16 protein-coding genes and 1 pseudogene are annotated in these 26,771 nt (G+C 58.3%); 6 read left to right on the forward strand and 11 right to left on the reverse strand.

The window, feature by feature from the left end:
- Nucleotides 1-803: 803 nt before the first annotated feature.
- The 8 genes from CKW31_RS00430 to glnE all read right to left on the reverse strand — a co-directional run bounded on the left by CKW31_RS00430 (nt 804) and on the right by glnE (nt 10,958).
- Nucleotides 804-2,240 (reverse strand): lipopolysaccharide kinase InaA family protein, encoded by a 1,437-nt coding sequence (locus CKW31_RS00430; protein ID WP_095092389.1) that lies wholly within the window; start codon nt 2,238-2,240, stop codon nt 804-806.
- Entirely contained in the window at nt 2,240-3,019 is a 780-nt protein-coding gene (locus CKW31_RS00435; RefSeq protein ID WP_095092390.1) for a lipopolysaccharide kinase InaA family protein, read from the reverse strand. The genes CKW31_RS00430 and CKW31_RS00435 overlap by 1 nt, the downstream gene beginning before the upstream one ends.
- Entirely contained in the window at nt 3,016-3,750 is a 735-nt protein-coding gene (locus tag CKW31_RS00440) for a lipopolysaccharide kinase InaA family protein (RefSeq protein ID WP_095092391.1), read from the reverse strand. Before CKW31_RS00440 ends, CKW31_RS00435 begins: the two co-directional genes overlap by 4 nt.
- Entirely contained in the window at nt 3,750-4,556 is an 807-nt protein-coding gene (gene rfaP, locus CKW31_RS00445; protein WP_095092392.1) for a lipopolysaccharide core heptose(I) kinase RfaP, read from the reverse strand. The genes CKW31_RS00440 and rfaP overlap by 1 nt, the downstream gene beginning before the upstream one ends.
- A complete protein-coding gene (locus tag CKW31_RS00450; RefSeq protein WP_095092393.1) occupies nt 4,553-5,677 on the reverse strand; it encodes a glycosyltransferase family 4 protein in 1,125 nt (374 codons plus the stop codon). Before CKW31_RS00450 ends, rfaP begins: the two co-directional genes overlap by 4 nt.
- Entirely contained in the window at nt 5,677-6,744 is a 1,068-nt protein-coding gene (gene waaC / locus CKW31_RS00455) for a lipopolysaccharide heptosyltransferase I (protein WP_095092394.1), read from the reverse strand. The genes CKW31_RS00450 and waaC overlap by 1 nt, the downstream gene beginning before the upstream one ends.
- The gene (gene waaF / locus CKW31_RS00460; protein ID WP_027900908.1) at nt 6,745-7,779 is read right to left on the reverse strand and encodes a lipopolysaccharide heptosyltransferase II; all 1,035 of its coding nucleotides are present in this window, start codon (nt 7,777-7,779) and stop codon (nt 6,745-6,747) included.
- Nucleotides 7,780-8,000: 221 nt separating this feature from the next.
- A complete protein-coding gene (gene glnE, locus CKW31_RS00465) occupies nt 8,001-10,958 on the reverse strand; it encodes a bifunctional [glutamate--ammonia ligase]-adenylyl-L-tyrosine phosphorylase/[glutamate--ammonia-ligase] adenylyltransferase (RefSeq protein WP_095092395.1) in 2,958 nt (985 codons plus the stop codon).
- Between the two features lie 383 nt (nt 10,959-11,341).
- Here glnE and aceE point away from each other — a divergent pair, with 383 nt between their 5' ends.
- The 5 genes from aceE (at nt 11,342) to CKW31_RS00490 (ending at nt 21,108) form a co-directional block, all read left to right on the forward strand.
- Complete coding sequence (gene aceE, locus CKW31_RS00470; protein ID WP_095092396.1) at nt 11,342-13,987, forward strand: pyruvate dehydrogenase (acetyl-transferring), homodimeric type; 2,646 nt, start codon at nt 11,342-11,344, stop codon at nt 13,985-13,987.
- 167 nt (nt 13,988-14,154) lie between these two features.
- Nucleotides 14,155-15,807, forward strand: coding sequence for a dihydrolipoyllysine-residue acetyltransferase (aceF, locus tag CKW31_RS00475; RefSeq protein ID WP_095092397.1), 1,653 nt, complete (start codon nt 14,155-14,157; stop codon nt 15,805-15,807).
- A 708-nt stretch (nt 15,808-16,515) separates the two neighbouring features.
- Nucleotides 16,516-19,209, forward strand: coding sequence for a bifunctional diguanylate cyclase/phosphodiesterase (locus tag CKW31_RS00480; RefSeq protein ID WP_095092398.1), 2,694 nt, complete (start codon nt 16,516-16,518; stop codon nt 19,207-19,209).
- 190 nt (nt 19,210-19,399) lie between these two features.
- On the forward strand, nt 19,400-20,062 hold the full coding sequence (gene msrA / locus CKW31_RS00485; protein WP_095092399.1) for a peptide-methionine (S)-S-oxide reductase MsrA: 663 nt from the start codon (nt 19,400-19,402) through the stop codon (nt 20,060-20,062).
- 575 nt (nt 20,063-20,637) lie between these two features.
- Nucleotides 20,638-21,108, forward strand: a complete 471-nt coding sequence (locus tag CKW31_RS00490; RefSeq protein ID WP_095092400.1) for a transposase — start codon at nt 20,638-20,640, stop codon at nt 21,106-21,108.
- A 665-nt stretch (nt 21,109-21,773) separates the two neighbouring features.
- Here the strand turns inward: CKW31_RS00490 and CKW31_RS00495 are convergent.
- Complete coding sequence (locus CKW31_RS00495; RefSeq protein ID WP_095092891.1) at nt 21,774-22,610, reverse strand: 23S rRNA (adenine(2030)-N(6))-methyltransferase RlmJ; 837 nt, start codon at nt 22,608-22,610, stop codon at nt 21,774-21,776.
- A 106-nt stretch (nt 22,611-22,716) separates the two neighbouring features.
- Entirely contained in the window at nt 22,717-23,721 is a 1,005-nt protein-coding gene (locus CKW31_RS00500; protein ID WP_095092401.1) for a hypothetical protein, read from the reverse strand.
- A gap of 1,325 nt (nt 23,722-25,046) precedes the next feature.
- On the opposite strand from CKW31_RS00500, the gene CKW31_RS00505 reads away from it, so the two are divergent.
- Nucleotides 25,047-25,553 (forward strand): Bro-N domain-containing protein, encoded by a 507-nt coding sequence (locus CKW31_RS00505; RefSeq protein WP_095092402.1) that lies wholly within the window; start codon nt 25,047-25,049, stop codon nt 25,551-25,553.
- Between the two features lie 406 nt (nt 25,554-25,959).
- Here the strand turns inward: CKW31_RS00505 and CKW31_RS00510 are convergent.
- Nucleotides 25,960-26,771 (reverse strand): annotated as a pseudogene (locus tag CKW31_RS00510) (hypothetical protein); the annotation flags it as partial.

A 26,771-nucleotide genomic window follows, 5' to 3' on the forward strand; every position in this document is an offset into this window, starting at 1 on the left:
CTGCAGAAACACCGTCTTCCCGGCTAAAGCCGGTCCCTCATCACATTAGCTTGCGGGCAGACATAGATCTCCCACACCAATCACCGATGACGTGGGACCGGCTTCAGCCGGGAAGAGGCCGGGACAGACGTTGAATTTTTATCGGCAGAAACACCGCCTTCCCGGCTAAAGCCGGTCCCACGTCACATTAGCTTGCGGGCAAACATAGATCTCCCACAGCAATCACCGATGACGTGGGACCGGCTTCAGCCGGGAAGAGGCCGGAACAGACGTTGAATCTTCATCGGTAGAAACACCGCCTTCCCGGCTAAAGCCGGTCGCACGTCGTCACATTGGAGTGGGGGCAGACATAGATCTCCCACAGCAATCACCGATGACGTGGGACCGGCTTCAGCCGGGAAGAGGCCGGGACAGACGTTGAATCTTCATCGGCAGAAACACCACCTTCCCGGCTAAAGCCGGTCCCACGTCATTAGCTTGCGGGCAGACATAGAATCTCCCACAGCAATCACCGATGACGTGGGACCGGCTTCAGCCGGGAAGAGGCCGGAACGGACGCTGAATTTTTATCGGCAGAAACACCGCCTTCCCGGCTAAAGCCGGTCCCACGTCGTCACATTGGATTGCGGGCAAACATAGATCTCCCACAGCAATCACCGATGACGTGGGACCGGCTTCAGCCGGGAAGAGGCCGGGACAGACGTTTAATCTTCATCGGTAGAAACACCGCTTCCCGGCTAAAGCCGGTCCCACGTCACATTAGCTTGCGGGCAGACATAGATCTCCCACCTGAAACGCGCCGCTTAAACCTTTGGCAACCGCTGCTCCAGCAATTGGTGCAGTGCGCTGTCAGCGGGCCAGTTGCGCATGAAGCGGTTGCGGTCGCGGGCGAAAGCGGTCGCGAAGGAAGCTTGGGACGTGTGCTGGCACATTGCGTCCAGATCGATCAACGCCCAGCGATCCTGATGCCAGAACACATTATGGCCTTTCAGATCACCGTGGCTGATGCGTTCCCGCACCAACTGTTCGAAGAGCTGATCCAGCGCCACCAACTCGCTTTCCGGCGCATCTCCCGACACCACATACGGCGCAAAACGCTCGATGATATCCGGCCCCGGCAAAAACTCGGTGACCAGATACGCCTTGTTCCGCAAACCGAAAAAGCGTGTTTCCAGCAAGGCCATCGGCTTGGGCGTGGCGATGCCGAGGAACATCAGCCGGTTGCCTTCACGCCACGAATGCCACGCGCGGCTCGGACGCCAGAAGCGCTTGAACCAGTGCGCGAGATCCTTGATGTTGTAGCGCTTGATCACCAGTGCGCGGCCATCGACTTCGATCCGGGCGACACTCGCCGCACCACCAGTCTTGTAGAGGTGGCCCTTATCCAGCAGTGCATCGGCATCCGCCAGCACCGGCAGCATCGCAGGTTCTTCTTCCCGGCGGATGGCGCGCAATTGCGACGGCTCATCAATGACGCTGAACAGACTGCAATCACGCCCGACCTTGTCCAGATAATCCTTCAATCGCCAGGCCCGGACCTTATCGATCTGCTTTTGCAACGCTTCCATGGGCAAACCATGCTCGCCATTGCTCAACAGATAATGCACCAGCAACTCTTCAGTGAAGGGTTCCAACGACTTGGGCAACTGAGCGAAAAACACGCCGAGGTTTTCCAGCACTTTTTGCCGGGACAGCGGTTTGCCCGCTTCTTCAGCGCGAATACCGGCCCCATCGATCAAATACAACTTGCCGTTGCAGCGTAAGAGGTTGTCCAGATGCAGGTCTTCCTGCCAGAGCCCTTTTAGGTGCAACTGGGCGATGGCCGAAAGCGCCTCCCCCAACACGTCCTGTTGCGGGTCGCTCAATGGCGTCTGATCTTCCACTTCAAGCCACGCATCACCCAGGCTGCGGGACTGTTCGAGAAACTCGAAAAGCAGCCAGCCGCCCTCACCATCCTGAAGGCCGTCAGCCAGCAATAACGGTGTGGTCATGCCTTGTGCAGCCAACGCCCGCACACCTTCCAGTTCGCGTTGAAAATGCCGTGCGGCTTTGGGGCCGACCAGTAATTTCGCCAGCACTGGACGGCCACGCCACACCCCGGCACCGACATAACGCTGGCCGGGCAAAACCCGCAGCAACGTCAATAATTGCAATTCAGCAGGGCCGGCCGCATCTGCCAGTGACAGGTTGATCGGCAAGACGGGCTTACGTCCGGCTTCTTTGAGTTCAGACAAACGCATCAACGGATCTCTTCATGTTCGCTGCGCCGCGTAGCGCGTTTGTGAGTGCCGCGCTTACCGAGCCGCACATACAAATCCTCGACCTGCGGGCTCTCGATCCCCGCTTGCAGGTAAGCCGCCAGCAATTCCCGAACCTGCGCACTGCTCCACATCGGCGCCCGACGCAACAGTGGCTCCAGGTCCTTGATCCGGTCACGCATCCCAAGCAGCAAGGGACGGGTCTTCTCCAGATCGATCAACTGCGCGCGATAAAAGCCCGCCTTGGCCCGCATGAAAATATGCTTGGGATAGAAGCAACCATGCACCTGCCGGGCCGCGTGCAGCGTGCGCGCCAGGTCACCGCATGATTGCAGGATCGCTGACTGTTGCTGGCTCTCCATCTCGGGCCACTGCAGCAGCAGCGTATCCAGATCAGTCCAGCCATCCAGCGCACGCGTCATGAGGATTGCGCGACGCTCGCCATTCACGCGCTGTTCGCCGTAAAACACCGCCTGCAACGCAGGAATGCCCAACTGTTGGTAGCGGCTGATATTACGAAACTCGCGGGAAAACGAAGGCTCGCCAAACGGATGGTGCAAGGTGCGAGTCAGGTAGTTGCTCTGGCGCTTCAGATAGAAGCCCGTGCCTTCAAGCTCCATGCGGAACACGCTGCTCCAGCCGCCGCGACCGGTATTGGGCTCGTCGACAGCATCGAGCTGGACCTCCCAAAGCGAGTCGAAATCAGCCAGGCCGTGGCGTTCAAGCAACGGGCGCTCGCTAGGTGCAATAAAATCAGTCATTCGCGCCCCTCAAAGAAACTGACAACGTGGCGGATACGTTTCTTGTCGGACGCGTTCAGCCGCGCTCGCTGTCGATACTGCAAATAGAAGCGCAGACGCTGCGTTTTAGACAGATGGTATTTGCCCAACTTATCCAGACACGCCAGATCCTTGGTAATTCGATACCGCAACATGAAGCTCGTCCAGAACGCGCCATTGGGGCAATCGATCAGGAATACCGTGGCTTGATCGTCGACCAACAGGTTGCGCCACTTCAGGTCGTTATGGGTAAAGTTCTGATCATGCATCGCACGCGTGTAGCGGGCCACCTGACGGCTGACCGTATCCACCCACGAACGGTCTGACAGCCGCGGGTCTTCACGCTTTGCCACAGCAGACAGGTCTTCGGTATTGGGCAATTCACGGGTAATCAACGCCCCGCGGTCATAAGCGGTGCCGCGACGCTCAAGCCCCCACGCCACAACTTCGGCAGTAGGGATGCCCCATTTGGCAAAACGCTTGAGGTTCTGCCACTCGGATTTGACCCGCGGTTTACCCAGATAGCGACGCAAGCCTTTACCAGCACCCACGTAGCGTTTGACGTAGTAATTCACGCCCTGGCGCTGGACCTTGATCACTTCCGACAGCGGATCCCGGGTCAGTCGTTCGCCTTGCAGCGCGAACACCGCGTCAAGGCTGCCAAAGTCGTCACCCAGGAACGCGTAGGCCGGTTCCAGATTCCAACCCGCCATCAGAGCGCATCCCCGTAGCGGACTTTACGCTCATAAAGCTTGTCGGCTTTGACTTCCAGCCAGCGCAGCAGCCTGGCTTCTTGCGCCAGAATCTGGCGCAACGGTTGCTGGAAGTAGCCCTTGAGAAAGCGCAGCTTGTCGCGCCGCGTCAGGCCGATATCCAGCGCCGAAAAATACAGTGCGGCCAGATCCTTGTCGCGCCAGCGCGGGGTAATCACCCGGCGTGTCTGCGCGCGGTGCAGGTCGATCACCGAGAGGCGGAAATCATCGGCCGTGACCGGCTTGTCGGTGTGCAGCAAGAAGTGGCAGATGTAACAGTCGCGATGGTTGACCCCGGCGCGATGCATCATGCCCACCAGCCGCGCCACTTCGGCAATGAACGCCCGCTTGAGGCGTGGCTCCGGCGGCTCATTGCGCCAATTGATACTGACGTCTTCAAGACTTTCGGTGGGTGCCAGCTCTTCGGTGACAATAAAGGAATGCTGCGCCGCCGGGTTGTTGCCCCGCTCGCCATAGGCCACGGCGGTCATGGTCGGTACGCCCACTTCTTTCAGGCGAGCGATGGCTTTCCATTCCATGCCCGCACCCAGCACGGGCAGTTTGGCGGTGAGCAAGTTCTTGCCGATTTCACCCCAGCCAATGCCGCGGTGAATCTTGACGAAGTAACCGCGACCGTCAACTTCGGTGCGCAGCGTGCGCCGACCTTCGAGCTCGCGATAGACCTGACCGTCCAGACGCTCGACTTCGGCAAAGGCATCTTGGCCTTCCCAAAGGGTCTTGAACGGTTCAGCGAGGAACAACTTCATGCGTAGTGCTCCGCCAGAATCACATCGGCCGCGTGCTGCGGCATGCTGTAAAGGTCTGCTGTATCAGCGAAGGCCAGGCCATTGCGGCTCCAGTTGGCGCGTGCCGTGTCGTCAGCCAGCATGGTCTTCAGGTATTGATTGAGCTGTGCCTGTTCGAACGGCTCGTCCAGCACCAGCCCGCTGTCGGCTTCGGCGATGTAATGAGCATAGCCACACACCGCGCTGACCAGCACAGGCAGCCCCGCCACGAGTGCCTCCAGCAGCACCGTGCCGGTATTTTCGTTGTACGCCGGATGAATCAAGACATCGGCCCCCATCAGGAAACGCGGGATATCGCTGCGCCCCTTCATGAAGGTGACGTGATCACCCAGGCCCAGCGTTGCACTTTGTAGCTGGAATACTTTGGGGTCGTCCTGACCGATTACAAACAGCCGGGTGCGTTTTTTAAGTTCGGCTGGCAGCGCGGCCAGCGCTTTCAGGCTGCGATCCACACCCTTGGTCTTGAAACCGGAGCCAATCTGCACCAGCAGCAGGTCATCGTCAGCCAGCCCGAATTCCTTGCGAAAACCGGCGCGAATCTGCGGCGCGTCAGCCGGTGCGCGACGATCCTGGGCAATGCCCGGCGGCAACAGATGAAAGCGCGACAACGGTGTGTCGTAATACTTGATGAACAGCGGCTGCTGGACTTCGGAAATCATCAGCACCTGAGTCTTCGCGTCTTTGGCGAACACCGCTCGCTCGTACTCGGCGAAGTGGCGATAGCGGCCCCATTGGCGATATAGCGAGTGGCGCAAGGTCTGCGCCTTGTCCTCGAAGCAACCGTCGGCGGCGTAATACACGTCCAGGCCCGGCATCTTGTTGAAGCCGATCAGGCGATCCACCGGGCGTTTGGCCAGGTCTGCTTCCATCCAGGCGCTGAGCTTTTCATTGCGGCGATGGTTGAAGAACGCTTTGACCGGAGCCACCAGCACCTCAAACCCTGGCGGCACTTCGCCCTCCCAGATCAGGGTGTAAACGCGGATCTTGTGCCCACGCTGCTGGCACTCCAGAGCGATGCGCATGAAGTCACGTTGCAGCCCGCCAAACGGGAAGTATTTATAAAGTACAAAAGCCAGTTGCATCAGCCGGGCTCCTTTGCCAGCAACAGCGAACCCAATTGGCTCGCTACCCGCTCGGGATTCAAACGAGTGAAGCACATCGGCCACTCGCGTTTTGTATCGAACTGACGGCGGTCTTCGTCCGTCGGTTGATACGTGCATTTCTTTTGCAGGCATGGCGCACACGCCGGGTAGTCACCCGCCAGATGAACCTGTGACTTGCCGTAAGCGCCGGTCAGCCCCGGATTGGTCGGGCCAAACAGGGAAACCGTCGGCACATCCAGCGCTGCGGCCAAGTGACCGATGCCGGTGTCCACCGCCACACAGGCTTGCGCACTGGCCAGCACCTGGGCGACGCCTGCCAGATTCAGCTTAGGCAGCACCACCGCATGTTCCAGCCCTTCGGCGATGCGCTCGGCACGGGCTTTTTCGGTCGGGTTACCCCACGGCAGGCGCACTTGCAGGCCCTGCGCGCCCATTCGCTCGGCCAACTGCCGCCAATAAAGCTCAGGCCAGTGCTTAGTGTCCCAGGTGGTGCCATGCAGAAATAGAACGAATGGCGGTGTATTGGCATCTGCGCCAAGCAGACGGCCACGGTCAAGACCATAATCGCCCAGCCCGGCAGGCACCGCGTAACCCAGCGCCTGACCGAACAGCTGCCGCAAGCGCTCAACCGCATGTTGTCCGCGCGCGACGGGATAAGCCTGATCGTAGAAACGACTGGCGAGTGGTTCGCGAGCCGAATCCTTGTCCAGTCCGGCCACGGGCGCGCTGACATAGCGGGTCAGCCAGCCGCTTTTCAGCAAGCCCTGAGCGTCGATCACCAGGTCGTAATGAGTGTCGCGCAAGCGCTGTTTGAAGCGCCGCCACTCTCCGGTCTTGAACGTTTGCCAGAGATTCTTGCGCCAGCGCCGGATCGCGACCGGAATCACGTTGCCAACCGCCGGGTGCCAGGTCGGGATCTCGGCGAAACCTTCCTCAACCACCCAGTCAAACTGGATACCCGGTACGGCCCGCGCCGCATCAGTCAACGCTGGAAGCGCGTGAATCACATCGCCCAGCGACGAAGTTTTGATCAGCAAGACCCGCAATCAGGCGACCTCCACCGGCGTGGCACCCAGATTACCCAGCGCCTGCACCACGGAATCCGGCTCCAGCAGGCGCATGCAATTGTAGTGGCCAAACCGGCAGGTGCGATCAAAGCAAGGGCTGCATTCCAGGCCCAGACGCACGACTTCCACCTGATCGGCCAGCGGCGGCGTGAAGCCCGGCGATGTCGAACCGTAAACCGCCACCAGCGGGCGATTCAGCGCCGCCGCGACGTGCATCAGGCCCGAGTCGTTGGACACCACGGCATCAGCGCACGACAACAGATCAATGGCTTCAGCCAGCGAAGTGTCGCCGCTGAGGTTGACCGACTCTTCGCGCAAGCCTGGAATCAGGCGCTCACGAATGCTTTCGCCCACTGGATGATCTTTCTTCGAACCGAACAGCCAGACTTGCCAGCCTTCGCGAATCTTCGTTTCAGCCACTTTCGCGTAATGCTCGGCAGGCCAGCGCTTGGACTCGCCGAACTCGGCACCCGGACACAACGCCAGCACCGGGCGATCCAGGCTCAGGCCAAACTTGGTCAGCGCCGCATCGCGGGTGGTGAGATCAATGCGCAGATCCGGTTTTGGGTACGGACGCGGCAGCTCGGCACCGGGTTCATACGCCAGCGCCATGAAACGCTCGATCATCAGCGGATAACGCTCTTTGTCGAGGGTCCGTACGTCGTTGAGCAGACCGTAGCGGAACTCGCCACGCCAGCCGGTACGTTTTGGGATACCCGCGAAAAAAGGCACCAGTGCGGACTTCAAGGAGTTGGGCAGCAGAATGGCCTGATCATATTGCCCCGCCAGAGACTTGCCGATCCGGCGACGCGTGGCCAGTTCCAGCGCGCCATGGCCCAGCGGAAAGCTCAGAGCCGCGCGCACTTCAGGCATACGCTCCAGGATCGGACGGCTCCATTCCGGGGCCAGGACATCGATGTCGCATTCGGGGTGGCGCTGTTTCAGACACTGGAACAGCGTTTGCGCCATTACCATGTCGCCTACCCAGCTGGGCCCAACGATCAGAATTCTCATGTTTCATCCAAAACGACAGAAACGATCAGGGAGGCCGATCGGCTTGCGTGACGTTCCCACACAACCCGACGCCTCCCTGTCATAGCTTTATATAGTGCACATGCATCATGACGTGGGACCGGCTTTAGCCGGGAAGAGGTCAGTACATCCGATGCATCCTCTACGTCAGGAATGCCACCTTCCCGGCTAAAGCCGGTCCCACGGGTCTGAGGAACCTAAGATCAACTCAACCCCATTTCCCCCCAGACCCGCATCACTTCGCGTCGCTGGGTTTCAAACTGATCCCCCGGCACGACACCGGCCTGGTTCTGCAAGGCCTGACGGTGAGCGGCCGAGCGGTAGATCTTGTAGACCTCGCGCAACAGGCTGGCATCACTGGCGGGGATCAGCCCGGCCTCTTCCAGCCCTTCAAGAATACGAATGTTATCGGTGTAACGCAGCAGTGCCGGATGTTCCCGGGACCACGCCAAGGCCGCGTATTGCACCATAAATTCGATATCGACGATACCACCGGCATCCTGCTTGAGGTCGAAGGGCACCGTTGCGAGGAAGGCATTCGCCGCCGTACCGGCGGCTGTAGCCTTGGTCCCGAGGCTGCCGCGCATCTTGGCGCGCATTTCGCTGACCTCTTGCTGCAACCTGGGCAAATCCCGTTCACGCCCCAGCACCGACGCACGCACACCTTCAAATGCCTGCCCCACTTCCCGACTGCCCACCAGCACGCGGGCGCGGACCAACGCCTGATGCTCCCACGTCCATGCTTCATTTTCTTGATAGCGGGCAAAAGCCCCCAGCGAACTGACCAATAACCCCGACGCGCCGGACGGGCGCAGGCGCATGTCCACTTCATATAACTGGCCGGAATTGGTTTGTGCCGTCAGTAAGTGAATGATCCGCTGCCCCAGTCGCGTAAAGAACTGCGCGCTATCAATCGGTTTCGCGCCATCGGTTTCAGCCTGCAAGTCGCCATCATGGATGAACACCAGATCGAGGTCCGAGCCATGGCCCAGCTCGATGCCACCAACCTTGCCATAGCCGACAATGACAAACCCCGGATCACACAGGCTGCCATCCGGCCGCGACGGCGTTCCGTGGCGCGCAACCGTATGCCGCCACGCCAGCGCCAGCACCTGCTCCAGAATCGCTTCGGCCAGCCAGGTCAGGTAATCGCTGACTTTCATCAAAGGCAGACTGCCGGTGATTTCCGATGCCGCCACGCGCAAACGGTGCGCCAGCTTGAAGTGACGCAAGGCTTCCATCTGCTGCTCAAGGTCATCTTCGGGAATTCGGGTCAGACGCTCGCGCAACTCTGCAGCCAGCTCCAGCGCTTGTGGCGGGCTGAACAGTCGGCCTTCGTTGAGCAACTCATCGAGCAGCAGCGGGAAGCGGGCGATCTGCTCGGCAATCCACGGGCTAGCGGCGCACAGCGTCAACAGTTGACGCAGCGCGTCAGGGTTTTCGGTGAGCAGCACCAGATAGGCCGAACGTCGCGCGACGGCCTCAACCAATGGCAGCACCCGCTCAAGCACCAGATCCGGATTGTCATGCTCGACCGCCTGCGCCAGTAGACGCGGAATAAACGCATCCAGTCGTTCACGGCCAAGACGCTGCATGGAGCGCAGTTGTGAGCTGTTGCGCAAATCGTTGAGGTTCTTCAGTGCCTTGTCGGCATCGACAAACCCGCCAGACAGCAACTGGCGGCAGGCGGCGTCTTCGTCCTGAGATTCCTCCCACAACGGCAGCCATTCCACGCCGACCACAACCTCGGCTTCTTGCTGCTGCTCATCGTCCGGATCGGAATCCGGATCTGCAATGACCTGACGAAAGTGCCACGACACTCGCCCACGCCAGTGCATCAACCGTTCGTGAAAGCTCTGCCAGTCGGCAAAACCCAGCATGAAGGCGATTCGGGCCTGATCCTTTTCATCTTCAGGCAACATTTGCGTCTGACGGTCTGCAATGGCCTGGATGGCGTGCTCGGTATAACGCAGGAATTCATAACCCTGACGCAGCTCGTCGATGACCGCAGCAGGCAAATAGCCCTGCCCTTCCAGAGTGCGCAGCACTTTAAGCAGAGGGCGCTGTTGCAGACTCAGGTCCCGACCACCGTGAATCAGCTGGAATGCCTGTGCAATGAATTCGACTTCGCGGATACCACCGGCACCGAGTTTGATGTTCTCCGCCATGCCTTTGCGGCGCACTTCCTGCTGAATAAGCTGCTTCATGGTGCGCAGCGCTTCGATGGCCGAAAAATCCAGATAGCGGCGATAGACGAACGGTCGAAGCATTTCCAGCAGTTGCTCGCCCGCCACCTGATCGCCGCCCACGACACGGGCCTTGATCATCGCGTAGCGTTCCCAGTCCCGGCCCTGATCCTGGTAATACTGCTCAAGCGCATTGAAGCTCAGCACCAGCGCACCGGATGAACCGTAAGGCCGCAGGCGCATGTCAACGCGGAACACGAAGCCGTCAACGGTGATCGGGTCCAGCGCCTTGATCAAGCGCTGACCCAGGCGAATGAAAAACTCCTGATTATCCAGCGGGCGTTTAGCCCCCACCGTTTCCCCACCTTCCGGATAAGCGAAGATCAGATCGATGTCCGACGAAAGGTTCAGCTCCACTGCGCCCAGCTTGCCCATGCCGAGAATCACCATCTGCTGCGCTTCGCCGCTGCGCCGACCGGTGGGCGTGCCGAACTGCTGGCAATGGCGCTCATACAACCATTGATAAGCCAGGTCGATGCAGCCATCAGCCATGTCGGACAGATCGCGACAGGTTTCCACCAGATCGGCCTGACGGGTCAGGTCGCGCCAGATAATCCGCACTTGCTGCCGCGCACGCTGGCGACGTAGATTACGCCCCAGTTCATCCTCGCTAACGGCCTCGGCCACCGCTGCCGCCAGCTGCCCGCGCAGCTCTCCGGCAGCAAAACTGCGCTCCAGCTCGCCGGATTCAGCGAGGTCCAGCAAGAGTTGAGGGTCACGACAGACCTGCTCGGTGACGAAGTCACTGGCCGCGCAAACCCGGTCGAAAGCTGCGCGACGAGATTCAGGCCAGGCGTCGAAAGATGTCGAAGCACCGTCCGACGAAGCAGCAAGGGATGTGCGAAACGTCTGTTGCGCACGAGAGACTAAAGGCAGCAGGATGGCCGGAATATCGGCCAGCGAAGGTAGGCTCATGGTCTATCCTAGATCGGCGTGCGAAGCGCTGTGTAGCGTGCAAAGAACCATCGCACTGCCCACAGGACTGTCGAACAAAAGTCATAAATTGCTGGGATAGTTAATTTTGTAGCAGCCAGCATCTGATTTGATTCGCTTATGTTTGTTTTCAACCAACAGGAACGTTTTATCCCACAACACATGACGAACCTTTTATACGCTTCCCTGTAGCTTTACTACTGCCCCTACAGTTCGAAAGGCTGAAATAGCCGACGATTTGTAGTAAAACTACACGCCGCCGGAACAACCGCCGGTCATCCAAGAATTTATGTCGTCTGCCCACAAGGCCAGTCGCAAACACTCAGGCAACCGATTCTGGAAGCCTTTCCGCCCTGGAGCAAGCCATGCAAGACCTCGATCCCGTCGAAACCCAGGAATGGCTGGACGCCCTGGAATCGGTTCTCGACAAAGAAGGCGAAGACCGTGCTCACTACCTGATGACCCGTATGGGCGAGCTGGCCACCCGTAGTGGTTCACAGCTGCCGTACGCCATCACCACGCCTTATCGCAACACGATTCCGGTCACTCACGAAGCACGCATGCCTGGCGACCTGTTCATGGAACGCCGCATTCGCTCGCTGATCCGCTGGAACGCGTTGGCCATGGTTGTCAAAACCAACCTGAATGACCCAGACCTGGGCGGTCACATCTCCAGCTTCGCCTCCAGCGCCACGCTGTATGACATCGGCTTCAACTATTTCTTCCAGGCCCCGACCGACGAACACGGCGGCGACCTGATCTACTTCCAGGGTCACGCATCGCCAGGCGTCTACGCCCGTGCGTTCATGGAAGGCCGGATCACCGAAGAACAAATGAACAACTTCCGTCAGGAAGTCGATGGCAAAGGCCTCTCGTCTTATCCACACCCGTGGCTGATGAAAGATTTCTGGCAGTTCCCGACCGTATCCATGGGTCTGGGTCCAATCCAGGCGATCTACCAGGCGCGCTTCATGAAGTACCTGGAACATCGCGGCTACATCCCTGAAGGCAAGCAGAAAGTCTGGTGCTTCCTGGGCGACGGCGAGACCGACGAGCCGGAATCCCTGGGCGCCATCGCGCTGGCCGGTCGTGAAAAACTCGACAACCTGATCTTCGTCGTCAACTGCAACCTGCAGCGCCTCGATGGCCCGGTTCGCGGCAACGGCAAGATCATCCAGGAACTCGAAGGCGTGTTCCGCGGTGCTCAGTGGAACGTGACCAAAGTGGTCTGGGGCCGTTTCTGGGACCCGCTGCTGGCCAAAGACGTCGACGGTATCCTGCAACGTCGTATGGACGAAGTCATCGACGGCGAGTACCAGAACTACAAAGCCAAAGACGGCGCGTTTGTTCGCGAGCACTTCTTCAATACGCCTGAACTCAAGGCGATGGTTGCTGACCTGTCCGACGACGAAATCTGGAAACTCAACCGCGGCGGCCACGATCCGTACAAAATGTACGCGGCGTACCACCAGGCTGTTAACCACAAAGGTCAACCGACCGTGGTACTGGCCAAGACCATCAAAGGTTACGGCACCGGTGCTGGCGAAGCGAAAAACACTGCGCACAACACCAAGAAGGTCGATGTCGACAGCCTGCGTCACTTCCGTGACCGCTTCGACATCCCGGTCAAAGACGACCAGTTGGAAGCCCTGCCATTCTTCAAGCCAGAAGAAGGCAGCGCCGAAGCCCGTTACCTGAGCGAGCGTCGTGCTGCGCTGGGCGGCTTCGTGCCACAGCGTCGCGCTGAAAGCTTCAACCTGCCGACGCCGCCACTGGAAACCCTCAAGGCAATCTTGGACGGTTCCGGCGACCGCGAAATTTCCACCACCATGGCCTTCGTGCGGATCCTCTCGCAACTGGTCAAGGACAAGGAAGTGGGCCCGCGCATCGTGCCGATCATCCCGGACGAAGCCCGTACCTTCGGTATGGAAGGCATGTTCCGCCAGCTGGGCATCTACTCTTCCGTCGGCCAGCTCTACGAGCCAGTCGATAAAGAACAAGTCATGTTCTATCGCGAAGACAAGAAAGGCCAGATCCTGGAAGAAGGCATCAACGAAGCAGGCGCCATGTCCTCCTTCATCGCTGCCGGTACTTCGTACTCCAGCCACAACCAGCCGATGATTCCGTTCTACATCTTCTACTCGATGTTCGGTTTCCAGCGTATCGGTGACCTGGCCTGGGCCGCTGGCGACAGCCGCACCCGTGGCTTCCTGATCGGCGGCACCGCCGGCCGTACTACCCTGAACGGCGAAGGTCTGCAGCACGAAGACGGTCACAGCCACATCCTGGCATCGACCATCCCGAACTGCCGCACCTTCGACCCGACTTACGGCTACGAGCTGGCAGTGATCATCCAGGACGGCATGCGCCGGATGTTCGAAGAACAGCAGGACGTTTTCTACTACCTGACCGTGATGAACGAATCCTACGCCCAGCCAGCCATGCCGGCCGGTGTCGAGGAAGGTATCGTCAAGGGCATGTACCTGCTCGAAGAAGACACCAAGGAAGCGGCGCACCACGTCCAGTTGCTGGGCTCGGGCACCATCCTGCGTGAAGTTCGCGAAGCGGCGAAAATCCTGCGTGACGAATTCAACATCGGTGCTGATGTCTGGAGCGTTACCAGCTTCAACGAGCTGCGTCGCGACGGCCTGGCCGTAGAGCGCAGCAACCGTCTGCACCCTGGTCAGAAGCCAGCTGTCAGCTACGTTGAAGAGTGCCTTGCTGGCCGTAAGGGTCCGGTAATCGCATCGACCGACTACATGAAACTGTTCGCTGACCAGATCCGTCAGTGGGTTCCGACCAAGGAATACAAAGTCTTGGGCACTGACGGTTTCGGCCGCAGCGACAGCCGCAAGAAACTGCGTAACTTCTTCGAAGTCGACCGTCACTTCGTTGTGCTGGCCGCTCTGGAAGCCTTGGCTGATCGTGGCGATATCGAACCTAAGGTGGTGGCTGAAGCCATCGTCAAGTTCGGCATCGATCCTGAGAAACGCAACCCACTGGATTGTTAAGAGTCTGCTTCGAGATCGTATAACGCGCTGAAAGAGGAGCGACAGGGCAGCTGAAGATGCGGAATTTACTGTTGTTGATGACGGTAATGAGCATTGAAAGCTGTTTTGTCGTAACTGACTGACCCGGCGCAATCGAGAGTGAACAGGTTCTCCGAAGGAGAGACATTGTGAGTGAGCTAATTCGCGTACCCGACATCGGCAACGGTGAAGGTGAAGTTATTGAATTGATGGTCAAGGTCGGTGATCGCATCGAAGCTGACCAGAGCGTTCTGACGCTCGAGTCGGACAAGGCGAGCATGGAAATTCCTGCTCCCAAGGCTGGCGTCATCAAGACCATGAAAGTGAAGCTGGGCGACCGCCTGAAAGAAGGCGACGAGCTGTTCGAGCTGGAAGTTGAAGGCGAAGCGGCCGCTGCGCCCGCCGAAGCCGCTGCCCCTGCTGCCGCTCCGGCACCGGCCGAAAAGCCAGCTGAAGCTGCACCAGCGCCTGCTGCCGAGCCAGCTGCTGCCGCTGCTGAAACCGTGCAAGACATCCACGTACCGGACATCGGTTCGTCGGGCAAAGCCAAGATCATCGAACTGATGGTCAAAGTGGGCGACACCATCACCGCTGATCAATCGCTGATCACGCTGGAGTCCGACAAGGCCAGCATGGAGATCCCGTCTCCAGCCGCAGGCGTTGTCGAAGCCATCCTCGTCAAGCTGGAAGACGAAGTCGGCACCGGCGACCTGATCCTGAAATTGAAAGTAGCTGGCGCTGCCCCTGCTGCTGCCCCTGCTCAAGCTGCCGCTCCTGCTGCTGCCGCACCGGCCAAAGCTGAAGCTGCACCGGCTGCCGCGCCTGCGCCAAAAGCAGAAGCTCCAGCCGCTGCCCCGGCCCAAACCGCCGCACCTGCCAAAGACGGCGCCAAAGTTCATGCAGGCCCGGCAGTTCGCCAACTGGCTCGTGAATTCGGTGTTGAGCTGAGCGCAGTCAGCGCCACCGGTCCACACGGCCGCGTGCTGAAAGAAGACGTGCAGGTTTACGTCAAAGCCATGATGCAAAAGGCCAAGGAAGCTCCAGCGGGCGGCGCAAGCGGCGGCGCGGGCATCCAGCCAATCCCTGAAGTCGACTTCAGCCGTTTCGGCGAAATCGAAGAAGTGCCGATGACCCGCCTGATGCAACTGGGCGCGACCGGCCTGCATCGTAGCTGGCTGAACATTCCGCACGTGACGCAATTCGACCAGGCCGACATCACCGACCTGGAAGCTTTCCGCGTTGCGCAGAAAGCGGTTGCCGAGAAAGCGGGCGTCAAACTGACCATCCTTCCTCTGCTGCTCAAGTCCTGCGCCTTCCTGCTCAAGGAACTGCCAGACTTCAACGCTTCGCTGGCACCAAGCGGCAAAGCGGTGATCCGCAAGAAGTACGTGAACATCGGCTTCGCGGTAGATACCCCTGAAGGCCTGCTGGTACCGGTCATCAAGGATGTCGACAAGAAAAGCCTGCTGCAACTCGCTGCTGAAGCTGCGGTACTGGCTGAAAAAGCCCGCACCAAGAAGCTCTCGGCCAACGAGATGCAGGGCGCCTGCTTCACCATTTCCAGCCTCGGTCACATCGGCGGCACGGGCTTCACGCCGATCGTCAATGCGCCTGAAGTGGCGATCCTGGGTGTTTCCAAGGCAACCATGCAGCCCGTCTGGGATGGCAAAGCCTTCCAGCCAAAGCTGATGCTGCCACTGTCGCTGTCCTACGATCACCGCGTAATCAACGGCGCAGCCGCCGCGCGCTTCACCAAGCGCCTGAGCGATTTGCTGGCTGATATTCGTACGATCTTGCTGTAACACCTGGGGGCGCCACCTTCGGTAGGAGCGAACTTGTTCGCGAGACATGTACCTGATACACCCGGTCGTCTGTCTCGCGAACAAGTTCGCTCCTACCGATTCCCCCTGCTACCGCTGCAGATTTACCGAGCCAAACCGCTCGACCTCAACCCCGCCCACATGGCGGGGCTTTTTTTGCCCACGATTCAATCACCTGCACAGAACCCATACCCGGTAGGAGCGAACTTGTTCGCGAGGCGTGTACCTGACACACCCGGTCGCCTGTCTCGCGAACAAGTTCGCTCCTACCTTTTTGCTCACGATTCGACAAGACGCTACCCCTATCATCAGGAAGAAACCCGGTAGGAGCGAACTTGTTCGCGAGGCGTTTACCTGACACACCCGGTCGCCTGTCTCGCGAACAAGTTCGCTCCTACCCGTACTGCTATTTTTCAGCTGACCTCAGCGCCGGGGCTTTTTTTGTGTGCTGTTTCGCAAAGTGCGGCGAAATGCCGCTAATCCGGAATCTCGGCTCGCCGCCAGCAAAGCCTTGATCTAGAGCGCTTAATTCATAAACTGCATGCAACCGGTCTATTCTGGCCAAACATTTATAGCACTAAGCCACCGCGCTCCCTTGTCAGCCAGTGCTGCATGATGCAACCTTGCCACACGCGAAATCAGAAAGGGCCCCGCCCGCACGCGTTCAGTATTCCGGAAGCGAGTTTCTTCATGAAGAGCCAACCTGATGCTGCCGGTAGAACGGCGGCCGAGGTAGTGACGCAATTGCCGGTGCCTTCGCGCCTCGGCATGCTGCGTTTCGAGCGGCTGAATGAAGCCAATTGGGCGCTGCTCTACCTCGATCCAAACTGTGAAAAACAGTTCGGCCTGGCTGCCGTGGAACTCTGCGCCTTATTGGGCTCGCCCTACGCGAGCCTGATGGAACCTGAAGCCCGCTATCAAGTACACGATTCCATTCAGTTGCAACTGGCTGAAACCCCTTATTACACCGTGCGCTACACCTTGCACACAGCCCGCGGCCCGCTCAGCGTGGTCGAAATCGGCGAAGGCTATAAGCAGCACAACCGGCACCTGTTGCGCGGTTACCTGATGGTGGTCGATGGCCTGCAGATCGACGCCGACCTGTACGCCAATCCTGATCTGGAAACCCAGAACTCTCGCCTGCAAATCGCCCTGGAGCTCAATCAACAAGCCCAGCGCGAACAGTTCGAACACCTGGAGCGTGTCCGCGCCCAGCAAAATCTGATCCTGCACCTCGCCCGCCAGCGCTACAGCACCAACAATGCGCTGCAGGAAGCGGCCGAGCTGATCACTAAAAGTGCCTGCGAGATCTACAACATCTCCTGCGCCAGCATGTGGTACCTCAGTGGCCACATGCTTGAACCTATTTCCGCCTATCGCCGCGACGACAAGCAAAGCCACCTGCCGGCCCCCATCGACGCGAGTCCGTTTCCAAGCTACCTCGAAGCGCTGCATAACAGCCGCGCCATTGATGCGCACGACGTCCAGCAAGACCCGCGCACCAAAGAGATGGCCGCCAGCTTCAAGCCGCGTGACATCAGCGCCATTCTCGACGCCAGTATCCGCATCGACGGCCAGGTGATGGGGGTGCTTTGCCTGGAACAAACCGGTGAACCGCGCGCCTGGCAGTCCGATGAGATCGCCTTTGCCGGTGAGCTGGCGGATCAATTCGCCCAGGCCATCAACAACCACACCCGACGCACCGCCACCAGTGCCCTGCATTTATTTCAGCGCGCAGTTGAGCAAAGCGCCAATGCTTTCCTGCTGGTCAATTGCGACGGCGTGGTCGAGTACGTCAACCCAAGCTTCACTGCCATCACTCAGTACACCGCCGATGAAGTCCACGGGTACCAACTGTCCGAGCTGCCCGCACTGGAAAACCTCAGCGAAGTGCTCAAGGATACCAACTCAAGCCTTGCCAGCAGCAACAGCTGGCAGGGTGAATTCAAGAGCCGTCGTAAAAACCTCGAACCCTACTGGGGGCAGCTGTCGATTTCCAAAGTGTATGGCGACAACCGCGAGTTGACCCATTACATCGGCATCTACGAAGACATCACCCAAAGCAAATTGGCTCAGCAGCGCATCGAGCGCCTGGCCTACACCGACAACCTGACCAACCTGGGCAACCGGCCAGCGTTCATCCGTACTCTGGACGAGCGTTTTACCCGTGATAGCGACACGCCCATGAGCCTGTTGCTGGTGGACATCGACAACTTCAAACGCATCAACGACAGCCTGGGCCACCAGACTGGCGACAAGCTGCTGATCAGCCTGGCCCGCCGTCTGCGCAACACCTTGAACCCCAGCGATGTGTTGGCGCGTTTTGCCAGTAACGAATTCGCCGTGCTGCTGGATCAGACAGGGCCTGATGCGGGGCAAAACATCGCCACGCAAGTGCTGGCAACACTGGACAAGCCGATCTTCGTCGACAACCAGTTGATCAGCGTCACCGGCTCCGTAGGCCTGGCCTGCGCGCCGTTGCATGGTCGTGATCCACAGACGCTGATGAAAAACGCCGGGCTTGCGCTGCACAAGGCTAAAGCCAACGGCAAGCATCAGGTTCAGCTCTTCACCGAGGCCTTGAATGCCGAGGCCAGCTACAAACTGTTCGTTGAAAACAACCTGCGCCGCGCCCTGACGCAAAATGAGCTGGAGGTCTTCTATCAGCCCAAGCTGTGCCTGCTCAGCGGCCGCCTGATCGGTATGGAAGCGCTGTTGCGCTGGAACCACCCGGAGAAGGGCATGATTCGCCCTGACCAGTTCATCAGCGTCGCTGAAGAGACTGGCCTGATCATCCCCATCGGCAAATGGGTGGCCCGTCAGTCCTGCCGTATGAGCAAGCAGCTGACCGCAGCCGGTTTCGGCAATCTGCAAGTGGCGATCAACGTATCGCCCAAGCAGTTCTCCGACCCGGAGCTGGTAAGTGCAATCGCCACGATCCTCAAAGAGGAACAGCTCGATGCTTCGCTGCTGGAGCTGGAACTGACGGAAGGCCTGCTGCTTGAGGCCACTGAAGACACCCGCCAGCAACTGGACGCCCTGAAAAAAATGGGGTTGTCGCTGGCCATGGACGACTTCGGTACCGGCTATTCATCGTTCAGCTACCTGAAGAAATTCCCCATCGATGTGATCAAGATCGACCGCAGCTTCATCCGTGATATTCCGGATGATGAGGACGATATGGAAATCACCTCGGCTGTCATCGCAATGGCCCACAACCTCAAGCTCAAAGTGGTCGCTGAAGGCATCGAAACCGCCGCCCAGCTGACCTTCCTGCGCCGCCATCGCTGCGACGTGGGCCAAGGCTATCTATTCGACAAACCGATCCCCGGTCAGGACCTGATCGACAAGCTGCGCCGCTACCCACGCGGACCGTTGGCCTGACAGACTTTCCCCAGCCTGCTTTTTTCGGGCACACTTGCTGCTAACTGACATCACGCCGCCCTCGGTAGGAGGCAACTTGTTGGCGAGGCGGCGAAACTGACATCGCCTCGCGAACAAGTTCGCTCCTACCGGGAGTCGCGCCCTGATTACCTTCGCGGCCCGCCCGCATCCCACCATGAGGAAAAGGTTCATGGCTCTACGCTCGGAAATTCTCGTGAACAAAAACGCACTCCCGACTGCTGAACAGGCCCTGCCGGGTCGCGAAACCCCCATGACCCTGCCGGAAACCCACTACGTCAACGGCAACCCGCTGCTGGGCCCGTTCACCAGCAACGTAGAATTCGCCATTTTCGGCCTGGGTTGCTTCTGGGGTGCTGAACGCCGCTTCTGGCAGAAAGAAGGCGTGGTCAGCACCGTCGTCGGTTATGCCGGTGGCTTCACGCCTAACCCGACTTACGAAGAAGTCTGCTCCGGCCTGACCGGGCATTCTGAAGTTGTGCTGGTGGTCTATGAGCCAGAAAAAGTCAGCTACAACGAACTGCTGACCCTGTTCTGGGAACTGCACAATCCGACCCAGGGCATGCGCCAGGGCAACGACATCGGCACGCAATACCGCTCGGTGATCTACTGCACCACACCCGAACAGCTTGCTGCCGCCAAGGCCAGCGCATCTGTTTACCAGGCAGAACTGAGCAAAGCCGGGCTCGGTGAAATCACCACCGAAATCGAAGAAGCGCCGACGGTGTTCTTCGCCGAGGCGTATCACCAGCAATACCTGGCCAAGAATCCGCAGGGTTATTGCGGGATTGGCGGCACCGGGGTGTGCATGCCGCCGAGTCTGGCGGGGAATTGACTTCGTTATTGCCACAGGACTGGTGTAGGGCGTCGGGCGATTGATATCGACGCGGGACCGGCTTTAGCCGGGAAAGCGCCAGGCGTCACACCGCAAAATTGATGGCGCTCAAACCGGCCCATTCCCGGCTGAAGCCGGTCCCACGTCAGTCTCCGTTTGCCACACAACCTGAAGGACACCGGGCGATTGATATCGACGTGGGACCGGCTTTAGCCGGGAAAGCGTCAGATGTCACACCGCAAAATTGATGGCGCTCAAACCGGCCTATTCCCGGCTGAAGCCGGTTTCACGTCGGTCTCGGTTATGCCACACAACCTGAAGGACACCGGGCGATTGATATCGACGTGGGACCGGCTTTAGCCGGGAAAGCGTCAGGTGTCACACCGCAAAATTGATGGCGCTCAAACCGGCCTATTCCCGGCTGAAGCCGGTCCCACGTCGGTCTTCTCTATTGCCACAGGACTGATTTAACCTGAGCTGTCCAAGCTTTGACATTTTCCGATAACCATTACCGATGCCTAAAACGACCCGGCGCGCCTATTGTTTGTCTTCAGATCCTAATGGAGAGCAAAGGAATGCAAGGGTATGCACGCGAACATCTTCTCCGCACCAATCGATTCTCCGAGCACGGCCACAGCTACCTAATAACGTGCGTAGTCAAGGATCGACAACCCGTATTTACAGACTTGCGCACTGCTCGCATGGTGATCAGTGAAATGAAGCGCCTGCATATCTCGGGTGTCGTGGATTCTCTAGCATGGGTGATTATGCCGGACCATTTGCACTGGTTATTTGAGTTGAAGTCAGGATCCCTGGAGACGCTCATGCAGTCGCTCAAAGGTCGTAGCGCTTTTGCAATAAACAAGGCGTACGGCACCAAAAAGCTTACATGGCAGAAGGGCTATCACGACCGCAGGGTAAGGGTCGAAGATGACTTGGCGGAGATGGTTCGTTATGTCATAGCCAACCCGGTAAGAGCCGGGCTGGTTGAGCATGAGGGAGATTACTCACTATGGGATTGTTTTTACATGTGGGACCGGCTTTAGCCGGGAAAGCGTCAGATGTCACGCCGCAAAATTGATGGCGCTCAAACCGGCCTATTCCCGGCTGAAGCCGGTCTCACGTCGGTCTCCGTTTGCCACACAACCTGAAGGACACCGGGCGATTGATATTGACGTGGGACCGGCTTTAGCCGAGAAAGCGTCAGGTGTCACACCGCAAAATTGATGGCGCTCAAACCGGCCTATTCCCGGCTGAAGCCGGTCCCACGTCGGTCTCCGTTTGCCACACAACCTGAAGGACGCCGGGAGATTGATATCGACGTGGGACCGGCTTTAGCCGGGAAAGCGTCAGATGTCACACCGCAAAATTGATGGCGCTCAAACCGGCCTATTCCCGGCTGAAGCCGGTCCCACGTCGGTCTCCGTTTGCCACACAACCTGAAGGACACCGGGCGATTGATATCGACGTGGGACCGGCTTTAGCCGGGAAAGCGTCAGGTGTCACACCGCAAAATTGATGGCGCTCAAACCGGCCTCTTCCCGGCTGAAGCCGGTCCCACGTCGGTCTCCGTTTGCCACACAACCTGAAGGACGCCGGGAGATTGATATCGACGTGGGACCGGCTTTAGCCGGGAAAGCGTCAGGTGTCACACCGCAAAATTGATGGCGCTCAAACCGGCCTCTTCCCGGATGAAGCCGGTTCCACGACATCACTCAGCAATCAACCAATCCATCTTCCAATCCCCCTTGGTCTGCCCAAGCTTCTGCGCCAGATACGGCAGCAACTCGCGCAGTTCTTCCTCCAGGCCCCAAGGGGGGTTGGCGATGGCCAGGCCGGAGCCATTAAGGCTGGCGGGGGTATCCAACGGGTGAACATACAGCTCAACGCGCAGTAACTTCGGCGCGCCGGTTTCAGCCAGATCCTGATAAAAACGCTTGAGCAGGCGCGGGTCCTTGATGGGGTACCAGATCGCTGCCACGGTCTGACGCATACGACCAATGGTTTCTTTCAAGGCCACCGCGCACCGCTTCATCTCGTCGAGTTGCTCGAATGGCGGGTCGATCAGCAGCACCGCCCTCTTCTCCGCCACCGGCAGCAGCGCACGCGGTACATGCCAGCCTTCGCCAAGATGCACAGCAACGCGGCGGTCGCCTTTCATGTTCTCTTTCAACAGGCGCCCATCTTCCGGATGCTTCTCGTTGAGTAGCACGCGGTCATTGGCGCGGGTAGAGCGGCGGGCTATTTCCGGGGAGCCAGGGTAATAACGCAGCTCGCCGTTGGGGTTCATGTCGTGCAGCAGCTGCATGTAATCAGCCGCCAACGTAGGCAGGTCCGGCGCGTCCCACAGGCGTGCAATACCTTCCAGGTATTCGCCTGTGCGGCTGGCCTGATCACCCTTGAGGTCATACAGCCCCAGCCCGGCGTGGCTGTCGATATAGGCGAACGGCTGCTCCTTGCGCGCCATCAGCGCAAACAAGCGAGTCATGATCAGGTGTTTGAGTACATCGGCGTGGTTGCCGGCGTGGAAGGCGTGGCGGTAATTCATGGCAGCTCCTCGAAGGCTGCGCAGTTTAGCAAAAGCGAGCGGCATAATCAGGGCGCGCTGCCGCTCATTCGCAGCGGCCTTGCCTGCCGCCATTGCTTATCTGCCATCAAGCAAACGTGAAGTTATCGACAACAAACGCGGCTGTACCCTGATTGACGGTGAATACCATCACTTTAATCTTGCGCTCAGTACTGACAGCGTCGTGCCAGGCGGCGTAATCAAAACCGAAGTCCAGCTTGCGCTCGAAGATAAGCTGCTCCTGCTCATCAAAACACGCAAGAACGGGAGGCACGAGGCCCGGAATGCTTGCCCTGGCAAAAGCACCGAAAGTGACTTTATTGACCGGCGACCTCAAAACAAAACGCACCGAGCTTTCATCGGCAAATGAAATAGCCTGCCCCGTCACAAAGGGCGCTGCGACTGAATCCATGATCAGGCTCGCATCTTTGCCCACAGGGGTGACGATCATCGCGGGAAAGTCTCGATCAGTACCAGCGGGAATGACACCTAATGTTCCGGTCTCAAAATCCTCCCGGCTATAAATCACACTAAAGGTTCTGACGGCTGACTCCGGAATGCTACCGTACAAACCTCGGGCTTTGATGCTATACCCCCTGAACGCCAGCGATGACAAATCAACCGTCCAAGTGCCGCCGGTCGCTACTACGGTAGCCAGCACTTGTGCCCTGTCCAGAATCTCCACCTGCCGATCGGTGGCAGCCCGCCCCTCAAGGGTAACCGCGGTGTCATAGGTGCTGCCGCCGTTGTCGACCTCGCCTTTGGAGTCGCGCACGCTGGTAAGAGTGGGCGCCGCAGCAGCAACCACTGTCACCACCCAGGCCTCATCGGAAGAACCAATGGTGTAGCTGTGCCTGCCTTCCAGCACTGCGATCGACTTCACCCACGTGCCACCCTCCTTAACCAAAGCCAGAGCGACGGGCGTGTGGTTATCCGCAATAATCACCGCCGTGTCGGCCTCGCCGGTGCCAGAAAGCGTCAGTACGGTGTCTTCGGTAGATCCATTGCTGGGTATCGGATTGTTTTCACTGTCCACTACCCCGGTAATAGCAGGTATCGCGAGAGGTTTGTTGAAACTTGATTCGGCATCCATGGCACCCACCGTCTAACGAATGTTAGTCATCGCGACCTTAAAAGGAGTCGCACAACTAAACACTATCGAGACTGATCACCCGGCACACCTGATAGAAGTGACAGTGGTTAAACTAATTCGCGATCAGCAAACTTCATTTAATGATGCACAGCCCTGCATCCCTATCGAAGACACCGCCCCTTCGCGAATAAATCCACTCCCACAGAATCCCCCCATCCAGGACCAACGCAGCCCCGCCGCGGGACTGGATTCATCCGGGGAGGCGGCCTGACATTCAACGCCTGTACACCCCAACGCGAAGGAGTAACCTCACCGGATCAACCGCAATCCGAGCCGTCAAAATAGTCGCCGTTGGTACCGGTAAACCTCACAATCTTAAGCTTTCGATCAATGGGTGGGAGTTGCGGGGCCGGTACTTCAATGATGATGTCCCACGGTGACGACACCGCGCCACTGCTCGTGCACACGCGGAAGCTATGGCCCCCTGCTGGTGCATCAAACCTTACAGACCACGCACCGCCGCCCAGTACCTGGGTAGACCCGTTCAGCAGGCCGTTATCCAGTACAAACAACTTGGTGTTCGACGGCCCACGGCCAAAAATGATCAATGCGGGATGGATTGTAGTGCCGGGATTTGCAAGGGAGCTGCACCTGCCATCGACTATACGGGTTATCGCAAGCGCGGTAGATGTAGACGTAAATGGGGAGAAAGTATCCATCGTTCACCTGAATTGGCTAATGGCAGTTTTTCTGACAACTGCTTTATGTCAGCCCGATGACTGATACGAAGTATCATCGATTAAAGATGATTAACGACTATAAAAAGCGATAACGGTTAGATTGTTCGGCAATTAGCAACGCATAAAACGCTATCTTTTGCTCTACCGGCGTCATTGACCCAACCTGCACATGTCGCAAACACCACCTGCCGTTGCAGGGGCGGCTTCAGTCGCGAGCAGCATTAACGCCCGAGATCAGCGCTGATGCCACGGACGCCCTTGCGTCTGAAACCGTTCCACCAGGTTGCCCCCCGCCCGGTTACATCCGCACACACGTGCCAGCATTTACGTCCAAAACCGTCTGCCCAATCATGCGCGCCGTGAGCCTAAGAACTCTACTAAGCGTTACCCGCCACGACAGACAGCGGTTTTTTTGTGCCCGCGATAAATTCGTTTATCGCGAGTGCATAATGCCTTTGCACGTCCGTTATGTCGGGAGTCGGCTAATACAAGACCCTTCGGGGGAATATGCCGGCACTTCTTAGTGGTGTTCTTAGCTCCCGACGCCTTTGGTCCCTCAATAAAAAGCCAATACGGACAGACGTAATGCAAGAGCCTTTCGAACCCATGGTGTTCACCCGCCACAAATACCAACTACACGCCCTGCTCATCGAGCGCCAGGCCTGGTTTTGCGCCCGGGATCTGGGCCGCATGATGGGCCTGTTCCTCGAAGAACGCTTCACCCGCAAACTCGCCCCGGACCAACGCCGCAACGTGCTGATGAGCTACTACGGCGACGCGAAAGAAACCCTCATGGTCAGCGAATCCGCCGTCTACGCCCTGCTTGTCTACCACCCGAATCCTGCCAACCTGCCACTGCGCAAATGGCTGACCTACAGCGTGCTGCCGAGATTGCGTTACGGCCAGCTAACACTTGATCACAACTGCCCGACACCTGGGGTGCTGGAATGGAATACCGGCGAACTCAATGTGATGCATTGGCAGGATGAGCCGTGGATTCGGTTGCGGGATATGCCGTGTTTGTTGCCGCGGCGGGATGAGGTGGGGGGTGGCGGCCGGGGTGGATGGTGGAGATGCCTGCAGCGCAGGTAGCGACGCCACCACGTTCAAAATGCGTCTTGAAAGGTCGTCGCTTTAATGGATGGGATCGGTTGTGGTAGAGACACATGTGCTGCCGGGTCAGGATGAAATGGGATTGCAGCCGCCGGGATGATCGGACGTACCGGCTGCAACCTCGCTTCGTGAACGTAGGACCGGCTTTAGCCGGGAGGAAGCAGCTACATTCTGCGCTTGTGCTTCGTCAGACATACTGCTCTCTAGACTGAAAACCGGTCCTGCTGCATCGCCAGGGAATTGCAGGCAAAAAGGCTTCCTTCGGTAGTGGGGATGCAGAAGATCCCCGCCGTTGATAGGTCGCGCTATCGGCTAACGTCACGCTGGTTTTCAATGTGACGTTAGCCGAAAGGGGCCTTCTACGTTCACACGAGGGATAGATATGTCAGGACCATTCCAAGTTATCTAATGCGCACAAACTCCGCTCCCCCGAAACATCTTTAAGATTTATACGAAACTTACAGTAAGCACATGGACGCGAGAGTGTTAGCTCGACCGTATTTAACGTCGACTTTATTATGGTATGACTCTGGATCTCCGTATCATCTGCGGCATAAAACGTCACGCTATCAGTAGCATAATTCTCATAGGTAAACTTAAAAGTCCTTATCAACCTGCCAAATTCAAAGCGAGGATCATGACCTGACCATACAACAAATCTTTTTAATCCCCAGTGTGGCCTGTTAGGGATGCGACTCATAATGGTCGCCTGATCCGAACCGGATATCCCTGTAATCAAACACACCAAACCATTGGCAAAACTTATATTCACGCCGGTAGGAAGCTCCACGGGCCCCTGATACCCCTCAAAGTCTTCACGCCCCAACGTCACAACACTGAACGTACGCCGTTGCGAAACCGGATTATTGGCATATTGGCCTCTTGCCGTAATGATGTAACCCTTCACGGTCAACCCTTGCAATATATAGGTCCAGTCGCCATTCCCATCGACCGTGACCTCATCTTTCAACTCGCCATCATCAAGTATCTCCACCCGCTGACCGGCCGCCGCCCTGCCTTCTAACGTGACAACGGTGTCCAGCGTTGTACCTTCGGGCTCCACCTCGCCTTTGGAGTCTCGCACGTGGGCGATGGTCGGGGCCTCCATCGCGTTTACGGTAAAAGACCAAGCCTGCGACACCAACTGCCCCCCACTATTTTTCGCCGTAATCCGGTGTTCGGTCTCCGTCAATCCTG

It is taken from the genome of Pseudomonas sp. Irchel 3A5, assembly GCF_900187575.1.
GTDB lineage: Bacteria > Pseudomonadota > Gammaproteobacteria > Pseudomonadales > Pseudomonadaceae > Aquipseudomonas > Aquipseudomonas folii.

Coding starts and splice junctions, on each gene's coding strand:
- CKW31_RS00430 (WP_095092389.1), bottom strand. CDS start 2,240: ATGCGTTTGTCTGAACTCAAAGAAGCCGGACGTAAGCCCGTCTTGCCG.
- CKW31_RS00435 (WP_095092390.1), bottom strand. CDS start 3,019: ATGACTGATTTTATTGCACCTAGCGAGCGCCCGTTGCTTGAACGCCAC.
- CKW31_RS00440 (WP_095092391.1), bottom strand. CDS start 3,750: ATGGCGGGTTGGAATCTGGAACCGGCCTACGCGTTCCTGGGTGACGAC.
- rfaP (WP_095092392.1), bottom strand. CDS start 4,556: ATGAAGTTGTTCCTCGCTGAACCGTTCAAGACCCTTTGGGAAGGCCAA.
- CKW31_RS00450 (WP_095092393.1), bottom strand. CDS start 5,677: ATGCAACTGGCTTTTGTACTTTATAAATACTTCCCGTTTGGCGGGCTG.
- waaF (WP_027900908.1), bottom strand. CDS start 7,779: ATGAGAATTCTGATCGTTGGGCCCAGCTGGGTAGGCGACATGGTAATG.
- glnE (WP_095092395.1), bottom strand. CDS start 10,958: ATGAGCCTACCTTCGCTGGCCGATATTCCGGCCATCCTGCTGCCTTTA.
- aceE (WP_095092396.1), top strand. CDS start 11,342: ATGCAAGACCTCGATCCCGTCGAAACCCAGGAATGGCTGGACGCCCTG.
- CKW31_RS00480 (WP_095092398.1), top strand. CDS start 16,516: ATGAAGAGCCAACCTGATGCTGCCGGTAGAACGGCGGCCGAGGTAGTG.
- msrA (WP_095092399.1), top strand. CDS start 19,400: ATGGCTCTACGCTCGGAAATTCTCGTGAACAAAAACGCACTCCCGACT.
- CKW31_RS00490 (WP_095092400.1), top strand. CDS start 20,638: ATGCAAGGGTATGCACGCGAACATCTTCTCCGCACCAATCGATTCTCC.
- CKW31_RS00495 (WP_095092891.1), bottom strand. CDS start 22,610: ATGAATTACCGCCACGCCTTCCACGCCGGCAACCACGCCGATGTACTC.
- CKW31_RS00500 (WP_095092401.1), bottom strand. CDS start 23,721: ATGGATGCCGAATCAAGTTTCAACAAACCTCTCGCGATACCTGCTATT.
- CKW31_RS00505 (WP_095092402.1), top strand. CDS start 25,047: ATGCAAGAGCCTTTCGAACCCATGGTGTTCACCCGCCACAAATACCAA.